This window comes from Chitinophaga oryziterrae, from assembly GCF_009758125.1.
Classification (GTDB): Bacteria; Bacteroidota; Bacteroidia; order Chitinophagales; family Chitinophagaceae; genus Chitinophaga; species Chitinophaga oryziterrae.
Map to the genome: position 1 here is coordinate 1,307,038 of NZ_WRXO01000001.1, position 16,103 is coordinate 1,323,140.

The following is a 16,103-nucleotide window of genomic DNA, read 5'->3' on the forward strand; positions in this document are numbered from 1 at the left end:
ATGAAAATGACAGGCTTACCGCTGCCCTGCTCGGTATGTCGAAAAATGATACCACTCATAAGTTCAAGACTTTCGAATACAACAGCGGAGGTAAAGTGCTCAAAGCATATTCTTATGAATATGGCTTTGATAAATACGATAGGTATGACAGTCTGGTATATAAGGCAACAGGTCTTATAGCAACCATTTATATTGCTGCGATCACTGAAGCAGGAGGTAGCATCGGTTTATTTCAGAAAAATGTGCTCGAATGGGATACGCGCCAGAATATCACCCAAAAGTATAGTATTCTCATGAGGGATGGCAAAGAAACCAAAGACACCACTGTGACAGTATATACCTACGACAACAAGATTAACTATGCAGCACAACAACCGATACTGTTCAACTTACAAATGGACGATCCCGCCGATGCACTTTCTACGAACAACGTGCTGACTTCTATCACCACTTCCGGCAGTGATGGCGAAGAGATCTCCAACGTATTCACTTACGATAATGGGAACTATCCAATTACCGTAATAACCACTACGAAAGAATTACATAATGGCGTTGTAGTCAGCACCCAGCAAAAAAGCCATAAGCTTACTTATGTAAAATTATAAATTCCTGGGGTTGGTTTAATAGAAAACTTCTTCTGGCTATATGCACAAACAAGGCTTCATTTAAGACCAGGACCGTATTTATAAAGAGGTTGCCTTCAAAAGCAGCCTCTTTTCATTCGGGTACCTAATTTCGTCTGTTACTTTATTTTGTTAAATAATTTTCTTGTTACGTCAAGATCGGTAGAGTTGTCGCTTTTAATTGTCAAAAAGTATTCAGTCTGCCAACTTTTAGTTTTTTCTGCTTGTCTGTTAGTTACAGCATCCCACGGTGGATAAACCCGAATTCCTCTTTTTCCATCTTTCCCGTTTTGAGAGATAATTCCTTTGTCGGCCAAAACTGATTTTGGAAAAATAAATTGTCCAATGTTGTCGCCAATTTTTGATGTTATTACTACAAAATCAATGTCGTCAAAAATGTCAAAAGGTTCTGTTATTCCATCCTTATTTCGCTTCCAGATAGTCACAAATTGCCCTGTTTTTGTCGGTGTAACTTTAGAAACTCTATGTTCAATTGTCTGTCCATTAAGTTTAAACGAACAAGCACCGTATTCTACACTTTCAGAATTCAGTTTTAGATCTGTCAAGTGGAAACCGCATTTGTCATAAACCAATTCTTTCACAATTTCAAGGTCGTTATGAAGAGAGTTTTCAGTTGTCATAATCTACGGTTTTTTATTCCTGTTTGGTGTCACTCTACAATGACCGCCAACGGAAAAGTATTGGCTGGCTGTTATTATTTGTCATTTGGTCAAAGCGTTTAGGTACGTCAAGATATGAAAAACCCCGGTTATCAATAAGGCCTAAAAATTGCCGGATCGGCAAGACTACTTCCCCGCTGGTTGAAAATTATTAAATAGCAAGTTCAATGAGCCAGGTAGCAATTAATTGAAGGATCAATACGTTTTTTGAACTGTTTTAAGCAGATCATGCGGATACCCCATAGTCACGGCGCTTATATTATCCAACTGTGTAACCTGATCGGCACTCAGACAGATCTCAACCGCTTTAAGGCTATCCTCCAGATGAGCAACTGTACGCGCACCAATTACCGGAAAAGCGTTTCGTGTTAGCGTCCAGGCTAATGCCACCTGACCAGGAGTTACTCCCAGCTCCGCAGCGATCAATTCTAACTGATCTATGATATTTTTAGTAGCGGTATCTTCCTGGCAACCATCCGGTGCAGAAAGTGTTAGCCTTCCTGCGGCACCCTTCCGGTATTTACCGGTTAGCAATCCCCCTGCTAAAGGCGAATAGAGCATCGTACCCAAGCCGAAATAACCGGCCATGCCTATTAACTCACGCTCAGCAGTTCGTTGAACCAAATTGTATTCGATCTGCAATGCAGCCAGCGGAATAGCGCTAGCGATGGCCGCCGCCTTCCATGCGGGAAAATTTGCCAGGCCGGTGTAAAGTACCTTTCCGCTTTTAACCAGGTCTTCAAGGCCCCGGGCGATTTCGTCAATCGGGGTCAGTCCATCATCGTAATGAGGCATGTAAATGTCAATATAATCCGTTTTAAGGCGATTCAAACTGCTTTCGGCTGCCTGACGCATAGCCTTACGGTGGTTGCCTGAATTGGCAGGCGAAGGATCCCTTTCACTGCTGCGGGTATATTTGGTGCAAATGATGAAATTGTGACGGTGTGGCTCAATAAACCTTCCAACGATCTCTTCCGCTTCCCCAAGCTGGTATTGGTCAGATACATCAATAAAATTGCCTCCTGCATCAGTATAGACCGACAGAATCTTTGGAATGTCTTCAGCCACTGCACCATAACCCCGGCGTTCACCTAAACTCGCAGCTCCTAATATCAGTTCACTGGCGGGTAGACCTGTGTGCGTTCCGAATAATTTATTTTTCATAATTCAAAGTTCGTCTAGCTGCCAGGTAAAGTCAAGTATGGCTAAATTCAGCCGTATCAAATAAGATGATAGAATGACTGATATTTGCGGGATGTACGAAAGAAAGTTACCTGTTGAACTGGACTGCGGCCTTCACCTGTTTATGGAAGTAATGAACGGAAAATGGAAGATTAACCTGATCTGGTCCATCTATTCCGGCATAAAGAGGCCAGGTGAATTACATAGGCGCATGCCCAAAGCTTCCCGGCGGCTGTTAGATATCCAACTGAAACAACTCACGGATCAGGGCATTATCACGAAGATAATATTTGATCAATGGCCACTGAAAGTAGAGTATGAACTAACGGCGCTGGGCAAAACATTAATACCCGTGATCGAAGTTACAGCTCGATGGGGTGAAGCTCACCGCGATGTACTGGAGCCTTTGTTTAGATCCACAAACTCAACGTAATAGTATAAACCATAAACCAAGCGCAAAGAACGCTACTTCAGAATATTGGATAGTGACAAATATTGTCAGCTACAAAGTAGATTGACGGGTATTATTCAATACATATTCCTATACTCATATTAAATAATAGTAAGCCCATTATTTTAAGCCAGAGATAGGGCAAGTCCATTAGCATCTTCAACAAATAAAGCGCCTTCAAATCTTCATAAAACCGGTTCGGGAATTGTCCTAACGGGGTCACAAAAGATAAAAAAGGCTTCAGAACATGTTTGTTTTGAAGCCTTCTTTGGTTCGATACGCGATCGATAAATTAATATTAACTTCAACTCATGATTTGCACAGGTGTCTGGCTCGAGTTCCATACGGGTAATTAATGATACTTTTAAACTCTGACCGCTATCCCCATACTTACTCAGATTCATCAAAGTTCAGAATTTGTTGGATTTAAAATCTTTGCATGATTGGGACAATTGCGTATATTCAGAAATATATGGCAATTAGAGAATTTAATAATGAGCAAATCGAACTTAATAATACCAGACTTTACTGAGGATATTGTTGGATTTATGATTCAATCTATACTCACAATAACAAGGTTTCCAAGGGCGCCTTTTGCTTTAGTTCCATTATCAAAAAAAGATGAAGTGATATATGGAGCAGATGCTTTAATTGATTCCATTAGTCCAATATATATTCAATTCAAAAGGTCTTTTGCATATCCTGACAATAGTACTTCAAGTATTATCAAGGATAGAAAGAAGTTAAGAGTGAATTGCTCACCCAGAACATTATTTTTTGAATTACGGGATAAACAACCAAAGCATACGGATTATCAACACAATGTACTTTTTAATTTGAAAGCGAAATTGGACGCAACAGGAAAAGGTAAGGCTTTTTATACCGCACCATTGTTTTTGAACAGAACTGCTTATTTATTAGCAGTGCACATGTCTTCGCTTTTAAGTTGGAGACCCTGGCATTGGTTCATGCATGACCCTTTTTATGAACAAACACAAAATATTCTGGATTCAACCGGAAATATGAGATTTCAGAACATTCCAATTTTAAAGGAGCATATTGTCATTCCACCGCACACAATAGTGACTACTCATAAACATAAATATAGTTATTTGGAGACTGGAGGAGAAATATGTTTTCATGACCCGACTTATCTTAACAACCAATCAACACTTGGACAAACTATTTACGATTTTTTGAGATTTCGAGACGGACAGCCTACGACTGAAATGATGAATCTGACTGAGTCCACATCGTTGTTAGATAGTTTGCAAAATGGGCAATTAGGTGGAACCACAGATCGACAAAGAAGCATAATCGACAGATGGCTAGATTTCGGAGAGATGTTACGGATTGATTTTGATATTTATCAATTTATGTTATTGAAACTTAAGAACGAATGATATATAACTTGCGTATATTAATTAGAGAGTTGGCTGTAATTCTAACACAAACCTAATATGACATTTCCTTCGATATAACTATCAACCTTAACCAGACTGGCATTGTAGGTATTCATTTCAGGTCTCAGGCCGTTTAATCTTGTAAAAACTGTGGTTGGCATGCTCTCCAATATCTCATATTCAGGTATATCATTACTAAGCCAACCGAAATATTTTTCTTCGGGGCTAGTATTATTAAAGGTTTCTGAATAATCTTGAAAGCTCTTTTCACTTAATGACACCCAAACTCCGTAGTCGAGACCTTCACAATGGTCAATTACCTTTAAAGTTAAAGTACCTCGAATAAATCTATCTGTCTGTCCAGGATGACGGACAATACAGAAATCAGCATTGAGTTCGCCGATTTGGTTTTTCATACTATCAGACAGAATATTGTAAGATGTTGGAGAGTCAAATGTTAAAGCAGGCCACTCCTCATGTACCTGACCGCAAGAACTACAAGTATATTTCATTATGTAAATTGAAATCAGTAAGAACCTCAACGAGGTTCAACCGCTGTTATACGATTTTTAAGATACTAATTAAATCAGATAAAATGAACTAAATAAAATACTTTTAAATCTCGCCGATAATCATATTAAATGGAAGATTAAAGGGAATCTTAGTTTTCATGCCTGCATTCGATAACTGATCAATATTGTGTAAGTAGCCATCTTTTAACATTAGTGTTTCGCCTAAGCGCTGATATTTCTGAGTGTCATACTTCAAATACAAGAAATTGCCAATCTGCTTCCATGTTCCAATATATCACGTATCAAAAAAGAAAACCCCTGTCCAATGTAGTTCGAATGATTTGTCACTTCTGAATTTTAATGTAGCCTGGTTCTGTGTCCCTTCGTAGCAAGCCCCTATCGGGATGAGCAACGTCAGGAAAATTCTGCTCTCAGGACTCCATTAGTTGATCAGGGAGTTATTCTGGATTCCAATTACCTTTTCTCTGTGCAAATGCCCCCAATCCTTTAAAGAGTTTATAACTGTTTCTAAAGAGTTGGTGTGATCAGTACCGCTATATTCCACTACCGGTGGGAACGTATCAAATACATTCCTTTTAACTAAACTATGAGCTTCAAGTTCTTTTAGTTCTTTTGATAGCATTCGGTCACTGATACCGTCAATTTCACGGGTAATTTCTTTAAACCGTTTATTTCCACTTAGTATTGCTATGAGTATTTGCAATTTCCACTTTCCGCTTAATACTTCCAAAGCATCGCGAACAGCTCTCAAGTCTTTTTTCGAACAATTACTTGTATTTCCTTCCATAATTTTTCTTGCTTACTAAAAGTATAGCGCTAAACAAATGTATAGTACTTACTACTGTTTAGCTAATGTAAGTAGTTTTGCGCTACTTAAGAAGTGCATTTTATACAGCAACAATATCATTATTAAGAAATAACAAATCCATTTTAAATTACGTAACGATAATCAAATGTCAAAACGAATACTAATATTTGGAGCAACCGGAAGAACGGGACACGAAGTCATCAACTACGCTTTAGAAAAAGGCTATCATGTTGTTGCCTTAGTAAGAAACCCCGACAAACTGCATATAAATTCAGAACAAGTAACACTAATTAAGGGGCTTCCTACAAATATCGAAGATGTACGCGCTGCTATGAAAGGATGTTATGCTGTTATCAGTTTATTAAGTGCGTTACCGGAAAAAGAGAGTTTTTCTTTCAAAAGGATTACTCCTCCCCATACATTGGAAAAAAGTCTATCTAACGCCATTACTACCATGAAGGAATATAACATCAAAAGGGTCATGATCTTATCATCCATAGGGGCTGGAAATTCTTATCAATATGCACCCTGGTATATGAGACTTATCATTAAGATCACAAATTTCAAATTTGTATTTGCAGATCATAATGCACAAGAAAAGTTACTTGAAAACGCTGATCTGAACTGGACCATTGCCAGGCCAGTTGCGCTCAATAATAACGAAACCATGGGAAAACTTACTATAAATTATTCAAGCACCCCTAAACCTTTTAAAATTAGTCGGAAGCAGTTGGCGAGATTCTTTGTTGACAATCTCGATACCATAACTTTTGAACACAAAGCACCAATTCTATCTGAAATATAGCAATATCAATAAAACAAAATATGGAATTGGCTTAATAAACGGATACGTTTGCGCCTTGGTCCGACATTTTGAGTAATGCTCTTACCCGGTTTTGCAATAAAATTGAGCACAGCGCCAAGATTACATTCGACACCAAAGTTTGTTGCCACTACTCCGGGATGATAGGCATTTCAGATCCTGGTAAAACATCTTCTCCGGATTTATTACAAGATGTGGTAATAAACAATAAAATGCACGTGCTTGAGAGAATAATAGGGATGCGAAAAATCTTTATCATATATGGTATAGGCTTTGTAAACTTAGGCCAGATAGCCGCTGCTTGTCCCAAAAAACACGATGCCATTGGCCACCGTGGCCTGCGTGGCTGCCGGATGTTCAGATAGCGTGTTGCCATATGTCCATGCCGACCTGCCAGTGGCTGCATTAATAGCATAGTTCTCGCCATCATTATTCCCCGCGAAGACAATGCCATTGGCGTATACAGGGCTGGACCACAGCCCGACGGTGATGCCGGTTGCGTCCTGGTACCCCATATATTGGATACCATTATGATTTACACGGCTTTTGATTTTTCCAGATTTTAGAATTTTAACCCTGTATGAATATTTTAATGCGTATTAGTAATGATGTTATGTCTTTGTAAGACAGACAAAAGTCGTGAGTCTGCTTAAGCATTTATAGATGCTGATAAAACCGGTTCGGGAATTGTCCAGACAGGGTGAAGCAATAAAGAACGGAAGAACGGAAATATAAATGCCTTGCAGACATCATCGTCTGCAGGGCATTTTTTTTGGTGTAAAAGATCGAAGGAAACGTTGAGACGATTAAAATAATCGTTTTGTCGGTTCATTTTCAGCGTTTATCTCGTTTTAACAAAACAAAACCAGCATATCTGCTGAAATTCAATCAAAATGAATTTGATGCAAATAATTATGACTATGCAGGAAACGGAACTATTTCAGAAGATCTTATGTTATGCTCGCAAGAAGCGTTATGAATTGCTGCTCATCAGTTTTATGGTCTTCATATTTGGTAATACTTTTTCGGAACATGTGCATGTGGCGGCAATATTCAATATTTATCAGAATATGATCGTGGGATTTATCGTTTTTTATTATAATAAGCGTTTGCGCATATTTATCCTCGTTGTGATAACCTGTACTGTTTTCCTTGATCTGTGTCAACGCGAACTGGGTATCACCGATATCAAGAGCTGGCTGGGCATCCTGTACCTGTTATTCTTTTTCATAGTGGCAACAGATGTTTTTAAAGAGGTGTTGTATGCAAAGCGTGTTTCAAGAAGCCTGCTATCGGCGGCTTTGTGTGGGTTTGTGCTGCTTTGTCTTATAGGCACTTTTGTCTTTTATCAGATCCAGATCAAAGAACCTAATGCGTTTTCAAATACAGGCACAGGCTATGAAGTGATGAATAACCTTAACTACTTTAGTTTTACGACGCTGCTTACGATAGGGTATGGAGATATTTTACCTTTATCATTATTGGCGAGAAGAGCTGTGATGCTGATTGGACTTGCGGGCCATTTCTACACAGTATTTGTTACCAGTATCATTATCGGTAAATATCTTTCGGCGAACAATAAGAAGTTGAGACTTTCTTACCAGCATGAGGATCATTAACTTACAGCTGCCTTTGCGGTCATATCATTACTGCAAAAATTGTGTTATTGAAATTATTTTCATAGCCTTCAAAAGCCACATACGCATGCACTTCATCCCCGGTAAAATTCACCGGTAGTTGAATCGTATATGTTAATGCAGATCGGGATGCTGCGTTAGTGCTTGTTATAAATTCAGTCTTTTCTGAGTGATCATTAGCAAATCTGCAGGATGAGTCAACTTCCGGACAATCTCACTTGCTGTCCATGTAAATTTAACTTTAAGGCCTGCTAACGCTTCAGCAGTAACACTTTTAGGACCAATTAACTTACCCTGGCTAAAAGATAACTCAGGTAAATTGATACTAAAGTCACGTGATATACCTGTCACTGCATATTTGAGATTATAGGCTACAGTTGCATTCATAGCAGATACTGATGCTTTATGCTCCTGGAAGCCTATGTCTATCAGGTTACTAATGTATCCTAACAGATGGGTAATCATACCAAACTTAAAGCGTTGGACCTTACCTGAAAAGCCACCGAACAGTCCTTTTAATTGTATTCCCATATTTTTTGTTTTTAAATTTTGCTAATAAGTGTGCTACGTGGATTAAATCAGGGTTAACTGTAGCTATTTGGCAAAGTGGAGGTGTTTTTCAACAAGTGGTAAGCGTCCTTTCCTTCCTTCAATTCGTATTGCGAAATTAAGACCAATACTTGAAACCAATCTCTACTGATCCTAGATTTAACAGAATTTTTAGTGTAGTATAGGAGCGTTCGGGAAGCGTTCGGAGAGTCTCTATAGTTAGATCGGATTTAAGTCGCGTTTAAGTCGGGGTTTGATCGTATGGAGCCGACTTAACCCCGACTTAAACGCGGCCTAACCCCGATCTAACCCTGATCTAAACCTTAACTCTTCCCGAACACTTTCCGAACATTCTCTACAGAAATTAAATCAGTGAAAGTATAGTACCCCACTGTCCCTACCCACCATGGTACATAATCCGCGAGCAGATATCGTTTAGCGATAATCTTTGCTTTAAGATGTGGACTTATACGAAACATCACAGATGAGTGGTGTTTATGCTGTTGGGCTATCTGTGTTATTTTGTCTCTCAACTCCTTTATAAAAGCTATATATGGGTAATCGGTTGGAAGCCCGGTAAAAGCGGCAGATGAGGCAAGTTTCTCAAGCGCTTCTTTTATGGCAGTAAGTGTGTTGCCCTCAATAGTTGCCAGATTACTTATCCTGGATAGGTATCCCCCTATAGGAGTACCTATATTTCAAAAAAAGTAAGGGTCAGTCCTCGCGGAAGGGTTTAACGCTTTACCTTATCATACGTTTAACGGTAAATCTCATGTTATCATCCTGTTAAGTTGTTGAAGAGCAATACTTTATTGGTCAGTTGAGCAGGTGTCTGGTTCTCCCGGCATCCTGGGGTTATTCTGGCAGAAAAGTTTAACTTTGTAAAACGATTGGGAATAAGTATTTTGAAAATAGGGTTTAGACAGAAGAACGATACTCATGGAACTTATAATTGATTTTGACAATATTGAGGATGCTTCAAAAAAGGAGTGGTTGATAAGCACCCTGAAAATTATGGGGATAGGCTATCATACTTCTGAAAAACCGCAAACTCTTGATCTCAAGAAAAAATAACAAAACAATTGTACATTGATAAAGGAGCCATTGAAGTGAATGAAATAATTGAACGAAAAATAGATGAACAGATGAATAGGTTAATTGAAAATGCTTCTTTACCAAATGGTAATACCTATACGCCTGATGCAGGAGATCTTAATGAAGATACCGACTCGAATATTTCTGAGTTTATGGAGCTCGAGAAGCTTATAAACGCATTTTTAGAGAATAGGAAACATAGGGTGTCACTAATGCATAAGATGAAAAAAATACTGTCTCCAATTGGACAGTAAGGTAGTATTTAATCTTTTGTATAAATAGATCATAGCAATTGTATACGAGTTAAAACCACCCAGCCGGGTGGCGTGAAGGGTGGCGAAGCGTAGCCAACCGTAACGAAGCCGGCTGGGTATGGCTACAAAATTGCTACGTATTTTTTAACTTTGAATGCAGTTTTTTCACGGAAAATCACCAACCAAATTTCTCAAAAGACTTTTATAAGAGGTTACTGAATATGGAAGAGTTTCATTCCTTTTTCAGTAACCTCTTTAAGCAAGGTATGCTGTAAGCAGAACTGGATGAACAATTTGGGGTTAACCGATAATAGTTTTTATAGAATCATATAGTCCGATTTATTCTGAAAATGGGACTATATTTCAGACACCGGAGATAGATTCTTACAGTTATCTTTTTACTTTAGAAATTTATTATTAACTAATTGTAATTCCGAAGTTTAATAGTCTGAAACAGCTTCAAATCCTCCCTTAACGGTTTGAAAACTCTCCAATCCGGTTCACAGAAAATTAAACGCTTCAAGTTCAATAACTTGGAGCGTTTTTGTTTTATGCCATTTTACATACTTATCAACGATTGGTAAGGTTCGAGTAGTGTTGGGCATGATAACATCTTTACATATCATGCAACTTAGCATTCCATATTTGTCTAAAATCGTCATTGCATACTTATTTACCAACTGGGCAATGGTGAGTTTGTGAGTGATATTTAGGTGATATTATTTATCGTTGGTTAACAGGAGCTTAATATTGTAAAGCACTCTTAAATGCTCATAAAACCGGTTCGGGAATTGTCGAACTGGGGTAACAAAAAGAACATCAAGCAGTAACAAAGTCGCATAAATCAAATGATTTACGCGGCTTTTCTGTTTTTAGCTTATAATTTTTTACCAAATGGTAAATGAACTGCTTATTATAATCCCTATCTTCTACCTATGAAAGCATTTATTGATTACATATTACAGTTTGGGAATCTGAACAAACATCAGACAGACCTCATCGTGAGCAAAGCAAAAATGCTGGAACTTCATAAAGACGAATATTTTTCGGAAGCCGGCAAGATTCCCAGGCAGGTTGGATTTATTCTTGAAGGTGTCGTTCGTTTCTGCTATTACAACAACAAAGGCCAGGAGATCACTCATCATTTCATTGACGAGAACAATTTTGTTTCTGACCACCAGAAGTTTGAGGCACAAGTAGTGGCTTCCGAGTATATACAGGCAGTTACCGACTGCAAATTGCTTGTTTTTTCAAAGAAAGATTGGGACGATATTGGAAATACCATTGTTGGCTGGGACAATATTACAGGATTGATAGTAAAAAATTGTCTGTTAAAAACGATTGAAAGAAGAAGCCCGTTGGTATCTGAAGATGCTACCACCCGTTATTTATCGTTCATTGAACATTTCCCTGGTCTTGTCAATCGTATTCCGCTTTCTCATATCGCTTCTTACCTTGGAATTACGCAGCAATCATTAAGCAGAATACGAAAAAATATCCGTTAAAATCTCTTTTTACCATATGGTAAGTGCTTTCATTTTTTTAATACCAACATTTGCATCATTAATTTAAATAAAAAAATGAGCAAAAAAATTGTATTAATAACAGGGACAAATAGTGGGTTTGGATGGCTTACCGCCAACACCGTTGCAGCTTTGGGGCATAAAGTTTATGCTACCATGAGGGACACCGACGGAAAGAATGCTGATAAAGCTAAGGCTCTGGGACAGGTAGAAAATGTAACCGTTTTAGATGTTTTACTAACTGACGAAACAAGTGTAAAAAATGCCATTGATACCATTATAGCTACAGAAGGAACAATAGATGTATTGGTAAACAATGCAGGTTCTGCGATGTTCGGTGTGGCTGAAAGTTCTACTATTGCTGATGTGCAGCGGATGTTTGATGTCAATGTTTTCGCCCCATGGAGATTAATGAAATTGGCATTACCATATATGCGTAAACAATCGGAAGGTTTAATTATTAATGTTTCAAGTGGGTGGGGAAGATTTGCCGCTCCTTTTTCAGCAGTGTATGGTGCTTCAAAATTCGCTTTGGAAGGTTTAAGCGAAGGTTTGCATTATGAATTACGACCATTAGGAGTTGATGTAGCCATTATTCAACCAGGAGCTTTTCCTACGGAGATGTCCCAAAAGGTCCAATTTGGCTCTGATACATCAGTTCTTGACGGTTATAAAGTGATAGCTGAATTTCCAGATAAAATGTTTGGTGCCATTGGTCAAATGTTTGAAACAGCAAAACCTAATCCGCAGGATGTTGCAGACGCAGTGGTAAACCTGATTAATTTACCCAAAGGACAAAGGCCATTAAGAACAGTTGTGGACCCAGCTACAGGAGAAATTGTAAAAACAGCTAACGATGCTGTAAATGTTGAATACGCAAAAGTTTTAACAGCATTTGGTATGAAAGAACTTTTAGCGTAAGCTATACTACTGGCGGCTTATCTGGGGGGGATCTCGTGAGATCCATAGTAACAGTATATAGTACCTGTGCCAGCGTCAGTGACTTTACTGTTTCCACTAATCCGGCAACATATATTGTTACTATAACTTCAGGTGCGGAGTCCAATGCAATAGCCAGGAATAAAAACAAAGCAACATCCAGGGTGTTGATATATAACGTTAAGGTTACTAACGCTAATGGTAAACTTATGAAAAGCATGAATTTCTCAGATCTTGAACTGATAACATTCTATGTTCAGGATTTAATGCCAGGTATATATTTTTTAGACATCTTTGATGGTGAAAAAACACGCGAACCAAAAATTACTAATACAACATTAACGAACGTTTTATTGCATATTTATTTACTACCTGGGCCATGGTCGGTTTATGAGTGATATTTAGGTAATCTTATTTATCCTTGGTTAACAAACATTTAATATTGTGAAGCACTCTTAAATGCTCATAAAACCGGTTCGAGAATTGTCCAGACCGGGTCACAAAGGTGCGATTAATCGCACCTTTTTCCGTTTATTGCGCTTTCTCATGTTATAGATTCTACTAAAAACGGTTATGACCATTCTGTACGTGGTTGTGAAAATTGACGGATTGGCATTATTTTCCTTGTAAATGTTAAACCATGATACCCAAGAAAAACTTGAAAATATCATTCGAGGAATTGTCGTTGAAGGGGCGGAAGATCATTGCACAGCAACCAGAAACTTCTTATGCGAAGGCTATAGCACAAGTTCTACAGTTAAAAAAGATTTCGACCGTCAATCAATTATCAAAAAAGAGAAGGCCGAATCTTTGAAGCTTTATAGTACTAACAACAACCTATGGTTAAAAAACTTACCTGATCATAGTGAAATGATAGCAAAAGGAGGGGAGGCGCAGATTTATCTGGATAGTGATAACAGAAGCGTTTTAAAACTGAATGATGCTGTTTATTCTTTGGTATAGCTAATTAAAAGATTCCCTGAAATCAGCCGGTGAAAGCTTTGTTTTACTTTTGAATAATTTACTAAAGGACTGGGGATAGTCAAACCCCAGCGCATAGGCAACTTCGCCAACAGACAGCCGGGTGGTCGACAGCATTTCTTTAGCACGTCTGATCAGCTTATCCTGGATATGCTGTTGTGTGCTTTTGCCGGTAAGCGTCTTTAGCAAGCTACTGAGATAATTAGGTGAAACATGAAGTGATGCGGCAAGAGACAACACAGTGGGCAACCCTTTACTTCTCAGATTTTCATCAAGAAATGAGCTGTTAAGTACCTCTTCCAGCCGGGTGAGTATATCATGGTTGCTGATCTTGCGGGTATAGAACTGCCGTTGATAAAATCGCTGAGCATAGGCCAGCAGCACTTCCAACTGACCAATAATGATGTTTTGGGTGAACGGATCAATACTTCGTTGATATTCCGTTAGAATGTTCAGCATGATACCATTTAGGATAGTTTCCTCCTGTTCAGAAAGGAAAAGCGCTTCATTAACGGAATAGTCGAAGTATTTATATTGCCTGATGCTTTTAGCCATAGATGTATTCCAAAGAAAATCGGAATGGAAAATCAGTAGCCAACCAGCATGTTCAATGGCTTCGTTTGGGTCAGACTCGATGCCTATCTTTTGTCCGGGCGCCATGAAAGTCATAGTACCTTCGTCGAAATCATATACCTGCTGACCGTATTTGAGCTTTGCATGAAAATTTCTTTTCAGGGCTATGGCGTAAAAATCAAGCACCCAACTTTGCGGATGGCCCGCTTCCTGTTTCATGTCTTCAAAGCGTATTACACTGACCAACGGATGTACCGGCCCGGGTAAACCACGGAGCCGGTGAAACTCAGCTATAGTTTTAATATGTTGTGGCTGGTGATCTGTCATGGTCTAATGTACCTGTTTTTGAAAAGCCAATGCAAAATCTTTTGCAAAATCTGTCATTTTTACTTTACCCAATACGGGTCTGTGTTTGTAATAATCTTCGCCTATCAGCCCTTTGTGATGCCCCGCCTGAAGTTCAACCATTAATGCCGCTGAACGTGATGGCAAGCCTGCCTTTTCCAGGTTTTGCTGCGCCAGCTCTTCGGAAATTAAATCCCATTGCAGATTGGGGTGGCCAATAGCTTCACCTAAAATACGGGCTACCTCGTTACAGGTCAGTTCATCACTGGCAACATAGCGTATTTTTCTGCCCGTTGTAATGCTCTCCAATTCCTCGGCAACTACGGCTGCAATGTCCTCCGGTGCAACAAGTACGGTACGGTCTTCACCGCCATAATTAGCTGCTATCTTGCCGGTATATTTTATTGCTGGTATTAAGTTGAAGAGATTGTAGTAGAAAGACGTCGGACGAATATGTGTGATGGCTACATCATCCGGCAGCCCATTCATGATCTGCTCCAGGTAATAAGCTCCTACAATCCCACCGGTACCATTATCGCGATGCGCGCCCCAACTGCTCAGATTAACTACCTTACGAATGCCCACCTCCCGGACGGCCGCTGCATAACTGCTACCGATACTGCTGAAACGCGCAATAGGGTCCAGATCCGGATCCATGTAGTTCGCGGGGGGGACCATAGTATATATGGCATCTGCACCTGAGAATACCTTAGCTAAAAATTGAGCGTCATTTACAGAACCGATGGCTGCTACCGCACCTATTTCCTCAATGACTCCCTGCTTATCAGGATCCCTGCTGATCACAATCACATTGTGTCCTTTTTGAAGCAAGTCTTTTGTAAGTGGTTTACTTATATTTCCTATTGAACCTGTGACAACTATATTCATAAAATAAAATTTTATGAAGCAAAGGTCTCACACAGAGCACAAACAATTTTAATCAAATCTAAGGTTGTTGTGCTATAATCTACTATACGGATTTTTTAGAATACTAATTAAACCGGATAAACGCATCTATAAACAACCGGTCACATAGAAATTTCACTATAAGTTTGATTACCGGGAAGGTCTTCTGCCATAGCCACTATTTTCCCGCCTTTTAGGGCTGTGTTTTTCTTTGTGGCAGTATATGTCCAGTCGATGCTGTTTCTGCCCATAACGGCATTCCCTTGCTCCAGCAATGCACCTGCGGCGGTATAGATGGCCACAACTACCTGGAATACCCTGAAAACGTCTATAGCGCGTACCACGATCTGATCACCTGCGTTACCGGTGTAATTATCCGTTATAACGCTTTTTATTTCCGGAGGATTACGGGCATCTCTTACTGCCATGTTATGGGCATTTTGTCCTGGTAACGCTACTGCCTTGTAGAGTGCTTTCAGGTCCGGGTCAAGCATCACCTTATTTGCATACAGGATTGCCCCGGAGAATTTTTCCTGGACTTCCAGTTGTGCTTCAGTAGATCGTTTTTTACTCTTTTTCTGTTTTTTTGAAACGATGGTGGATCCACCTCTATGTCTGATCGTCATCTGATTGCCAATCGTACCGGATAGATTGGACATAAACAGGTTATTATCTGCTCTTGCCATGGTTAATTTGAGTTTGGGATTATACAATACAATTACATCAGCAATTTAATAAAAAAAGTGATCCAAACACTTTCTGACACTAACATTCCTTCATCATTCCTTTATCACACCT

21 protein-coding genes are annotated in these 16,103 nt (G+C 39.2%); 11 read left to right on the forward strand and 10 right to left on the reverse strand.

Annotated elements, in window-relative coordinates; all coding sequences use genetic code 11:
* Positions 1-35: 35 nt before the first annotated feature.
* A complete protein-coding gene (locus GO495_RS05455; protein ID WP_157298656.1) occupies positions 36-605 on the forward strand; it encodes a hypothetical protein in 570 nt (189 codons plus the stop codon).
* Between the two features lie 137 nt (positions 606-742).
* Here the strand turns inward: GO495_RS05455 and GO495_RS05460 are convergent, their stop codons facing one another.
* Entirely contained in the window at positions 743-1,264 is a 522-nt protein-coding gene (locus GO495_RS05460; protein WP_157298657.1) for a MepB family protein, read from the reverse strand.
* Between the two features lie 234 nt (positions 1,265-1,498).
* Positions 1,499-2,467: an aldo/keto reductase gene (locus GO495_RS05465; RefSeq protein ID WP_157298658.1), complete on the reverse strand. Its 969-nt coding sequence runs from the start codon at positions 2,465-2,467 to the stop codon at positions 1,499-1,501.
* A gap of 73 nt (positions 2,468-2,540) precedes the next feature.
* Between GO495_RS05465 and GO495_RS05470 the strand changes: the two genes are divergently transcribed.
* Together GO495_RS05470 and GO495_RS05475 are read left to right on the forward strand one after the other, a co-directional pair.
* The gene (locus GO495_RS05470) at positions 2,541-2,918 is read left to right on the forward strand and encodes a winged helix-turn-helix transcriptional regulator (protein WP_205691203.1); all 378 of its coding nucleotides are present in this window, start codon (positions 2,541-2,543) and stop codon (positions 2,916-2,918) included.
* 512 nt (positions 2,919-3,430) lie between these two features.
* Entirely contained in the window at positions 3,431-4,339 is a 909-nt protein-coding gene (locus GO495_RS05475) for a hypothetical protein (protein WP_157298659.1), read from the forward strand.
* A 41-nt stretch (positions 4,340-4,380) separates the two neighbouring features.
* On the opposite strand, the gene GO495_RS05480 is transcribed toward GO495_RS05475, so the two are convergent.
* Positions 4,381-4,851 carry a DUF2199 domain-containing protein gene (locus tag GO495_RS05480; RefSeq protein ID WP_157298660.1) on the reverse strand — a complete coding sequence of 157 codons (471 nt, stop codon included), beginning with the start codon at positions 4,849-4,851 and terminating at the stop codon, positions 4,381-4,383.
* Between the two features lie 442 nt (positions 4,852-5,293).
* Positions 5,294-5,659, reverse strand: coding sequence for a winged helix-turn-helix transcriptional regulator (locus GO495_RS05485; RefSeq protein WP_157298661.1), 366 nt, complete (start codon positions 5,657-5,659; stop codon positions 5,294-5,296).
* 166 nt (positions 5,660-5,825) lie between these two features.
* Here GO495_RS05485 and GO495_RS05490 point away from each other — a divergent pair, with 166 nt between their 5' ends.
* Complete coding sequence (locus GO495_RS05490) at positions 5,826-6,485, forward strand: NAD(P)-dependent oxidoreductase (RefSeq protein WP_157298662.1); 660 nt, start codon at positions 5,826-5,828, stop codon at positions 6,483-6,485.
* A 299-nt stretch (positions 6,486-6,784) separates the two neighbouring features.
* Here GO495_RS05490 and GO495_RS05495 read toward each other — a convergent pair whose 3' ends face one another.
* Positions 6,785-7,018: an outer membrane protein assembly factor BamB family protein gene (locus tag GO495_RS05495; RefSeq protein WP_157298663.1), complete on the reverse strand. Its 234-nt coding sequence runs from the start codon at positions 7,016-7,018 to the stop codon at positions 6,785-6,787.
* A 387-nt stretch (positions 7,019-7,405) separates the two neighbouring features.
* Between GO495_RS05495 and GO495_RS05500 the strand changes: the two genes are divergently transcribed.
* The gene (locus GO495_RS05500; RefSeq protein WP_157298664.1) at positions 7,406-8,122 is read left to right on the forward strand and encodes an ion channel; all 717 of its coding nucleotides are present in this window, start codon (positions 7,406-7,408) and stop codon (positions 8,120-8,122) included.
* Between the two features lie 19 nt (positions 8,123-8,141).
* On the opposite strand, the gene GO495_RS32620 is transcribed toward GO495_RS05500, so the two are convergent.
* Complete coding sequence (locus tag GO495_RS32620) at positions 8,142-8,291, reverse strand: DUF6266 family protein (RefSeq protein ID WP_420808908.1); 150 nt, start codon at positions 8,289-8,291, stop codon at positions 8,142-8,144.
* Complete coding sequence (locus GO495_RS05505; RefSeq protein WP_157298665.1) at positions 8,288-8,671, reverse strand: DUF6266 family protein; 384 nt, start codon at positions 8,669-8,671, stop codon at positions 8,288-8,290. The genes GO495_RS32620 and GO495_RS05505 overlap by 4 nt, the downstream gene beginning before the upstream one ends.
* 957 nt (positions 8,672-9,628) lie before the next feature.
* On the opposite strand from GO495_RS05505, the gene GO495_RS32340 reads away from it, so the two are divergent.
* The 6 genes from GO495_RS32340 (at position 9,629) to GO495_RS05530 (ending at position 13,463) form a co-directional block, all read left to right on the forward strand.
* Positions 9,629-9,763 (forward strand): hypothetical protein, encoded by a 135-nt coding sequence (locus GO495_RS32340; protein WP_276611792.1) that lies wholly within the window; start codon positions 9,629-9,631, stop codon positions 9,761-9,763.
* Positions 9,764-9,771: 8 nt separating this feature from the next.
* Positions 9,772-10,038 carry a hypothetical protein gene (locus tag GO495_RS05510; RefSeq protein WP_157298666.1) on the forward strand — a complete coding sequence of 89 codons (267 nt, stop codon included), beginning with the start codon at positions 9,772-9,774 and terminating at the stop codon, positions 10,036-10,038.
* Positions 10,039-10,973: 935 nt separating this feature from the next.
* Positions 10,974-11,543, forward strand: coding sequence for a Crp/Fnr family transcriptional regulator (locus GO495_RS05515; protein WP_157298667.1), 570 nt, complete (start codon positions 10,974-10,976; stop codon positions 11,541-11,543).
* A gap of 75 nt (positions 11,544-11,618) precedes the next feature.
* Positions 11,619-12,482, forward strand: a complete 864-nt coding sequence (locus GO495_RS05520; protein ID WP_157298668.1) for an SDR family oxidoreductase — start codon at positions 11,619-11,621, stop codon at positions 12,480-12,482.
* A gap of 182 nt (positions 12,483-12,664) precedes the next feature.
* The gene (locus GO495_RS32625) at positions 12,665-12,898 is read left to right on the forward strand and encodes a T9SS type A sorting domain-containing protein (RefSeq protein ID WP_420808909.1); all 234 of its coding nucleotides are present in this window, start codon (positions 12,665-12,667) and stop codon (positions 12,896-12,898) included.
* Between the two features lie 232 nt (positions 12,899-13,130).
* A complete protein-coding gene (locus tag GO495_RS05530; protein WP_157298670.1) occupies positions 13,131-13,463 on the forward strand; it encodes a putative polyvalent protein kinase domain-containing protein in 333 nt (110 codons plus the stop codon).
* On the opposite strand, the gene GO495_RS05535 is transcribed toward GO495_RS05530, so the two are convergent.
* The 3 genes from GO495_RS05535 to GO495_RS05545 form a co-directional block, all read right to left on the reverse strand.
* A complete protein-coding gene (locus GO495_RS05535) occupies positions 13,464-14,381 on the reverse strand; it encodes a helix-turn-helix domain-containing protein (protein WP_157298671.1) in 918 nt (305 codons plus the stop codon).
* A gap of 3 nt (positions 14,382-14,384) precedes the next feature.
* Positions 14,385-15,287 (reverse strand): NmrA family NAD(P)-binding protein, encoded by a 903-nt coding sequence (locus tag GO495_RS05540; protein ID WP_157298672.1) that lies wholly within the window; start codon positions 15,285-15,287, stop codon positions 14,385-14,387.
* 140 nt (positions 15,288-15,427) lie between these two features.
* The gene (locus GO495_RS05545; RefSeq protein ID WP_157298673.1) at positions 15,428-15,991 is read right to left on the reverse strand and encodes a hypothetical protein; all 564 of its coding nucleotides are present in this window, start codon (positions 15,989-15,991) and stop codon (positions 15,428-15,430) included.
* Positions 15,992-16,103 lie beyond the last annotated feature (112 nt).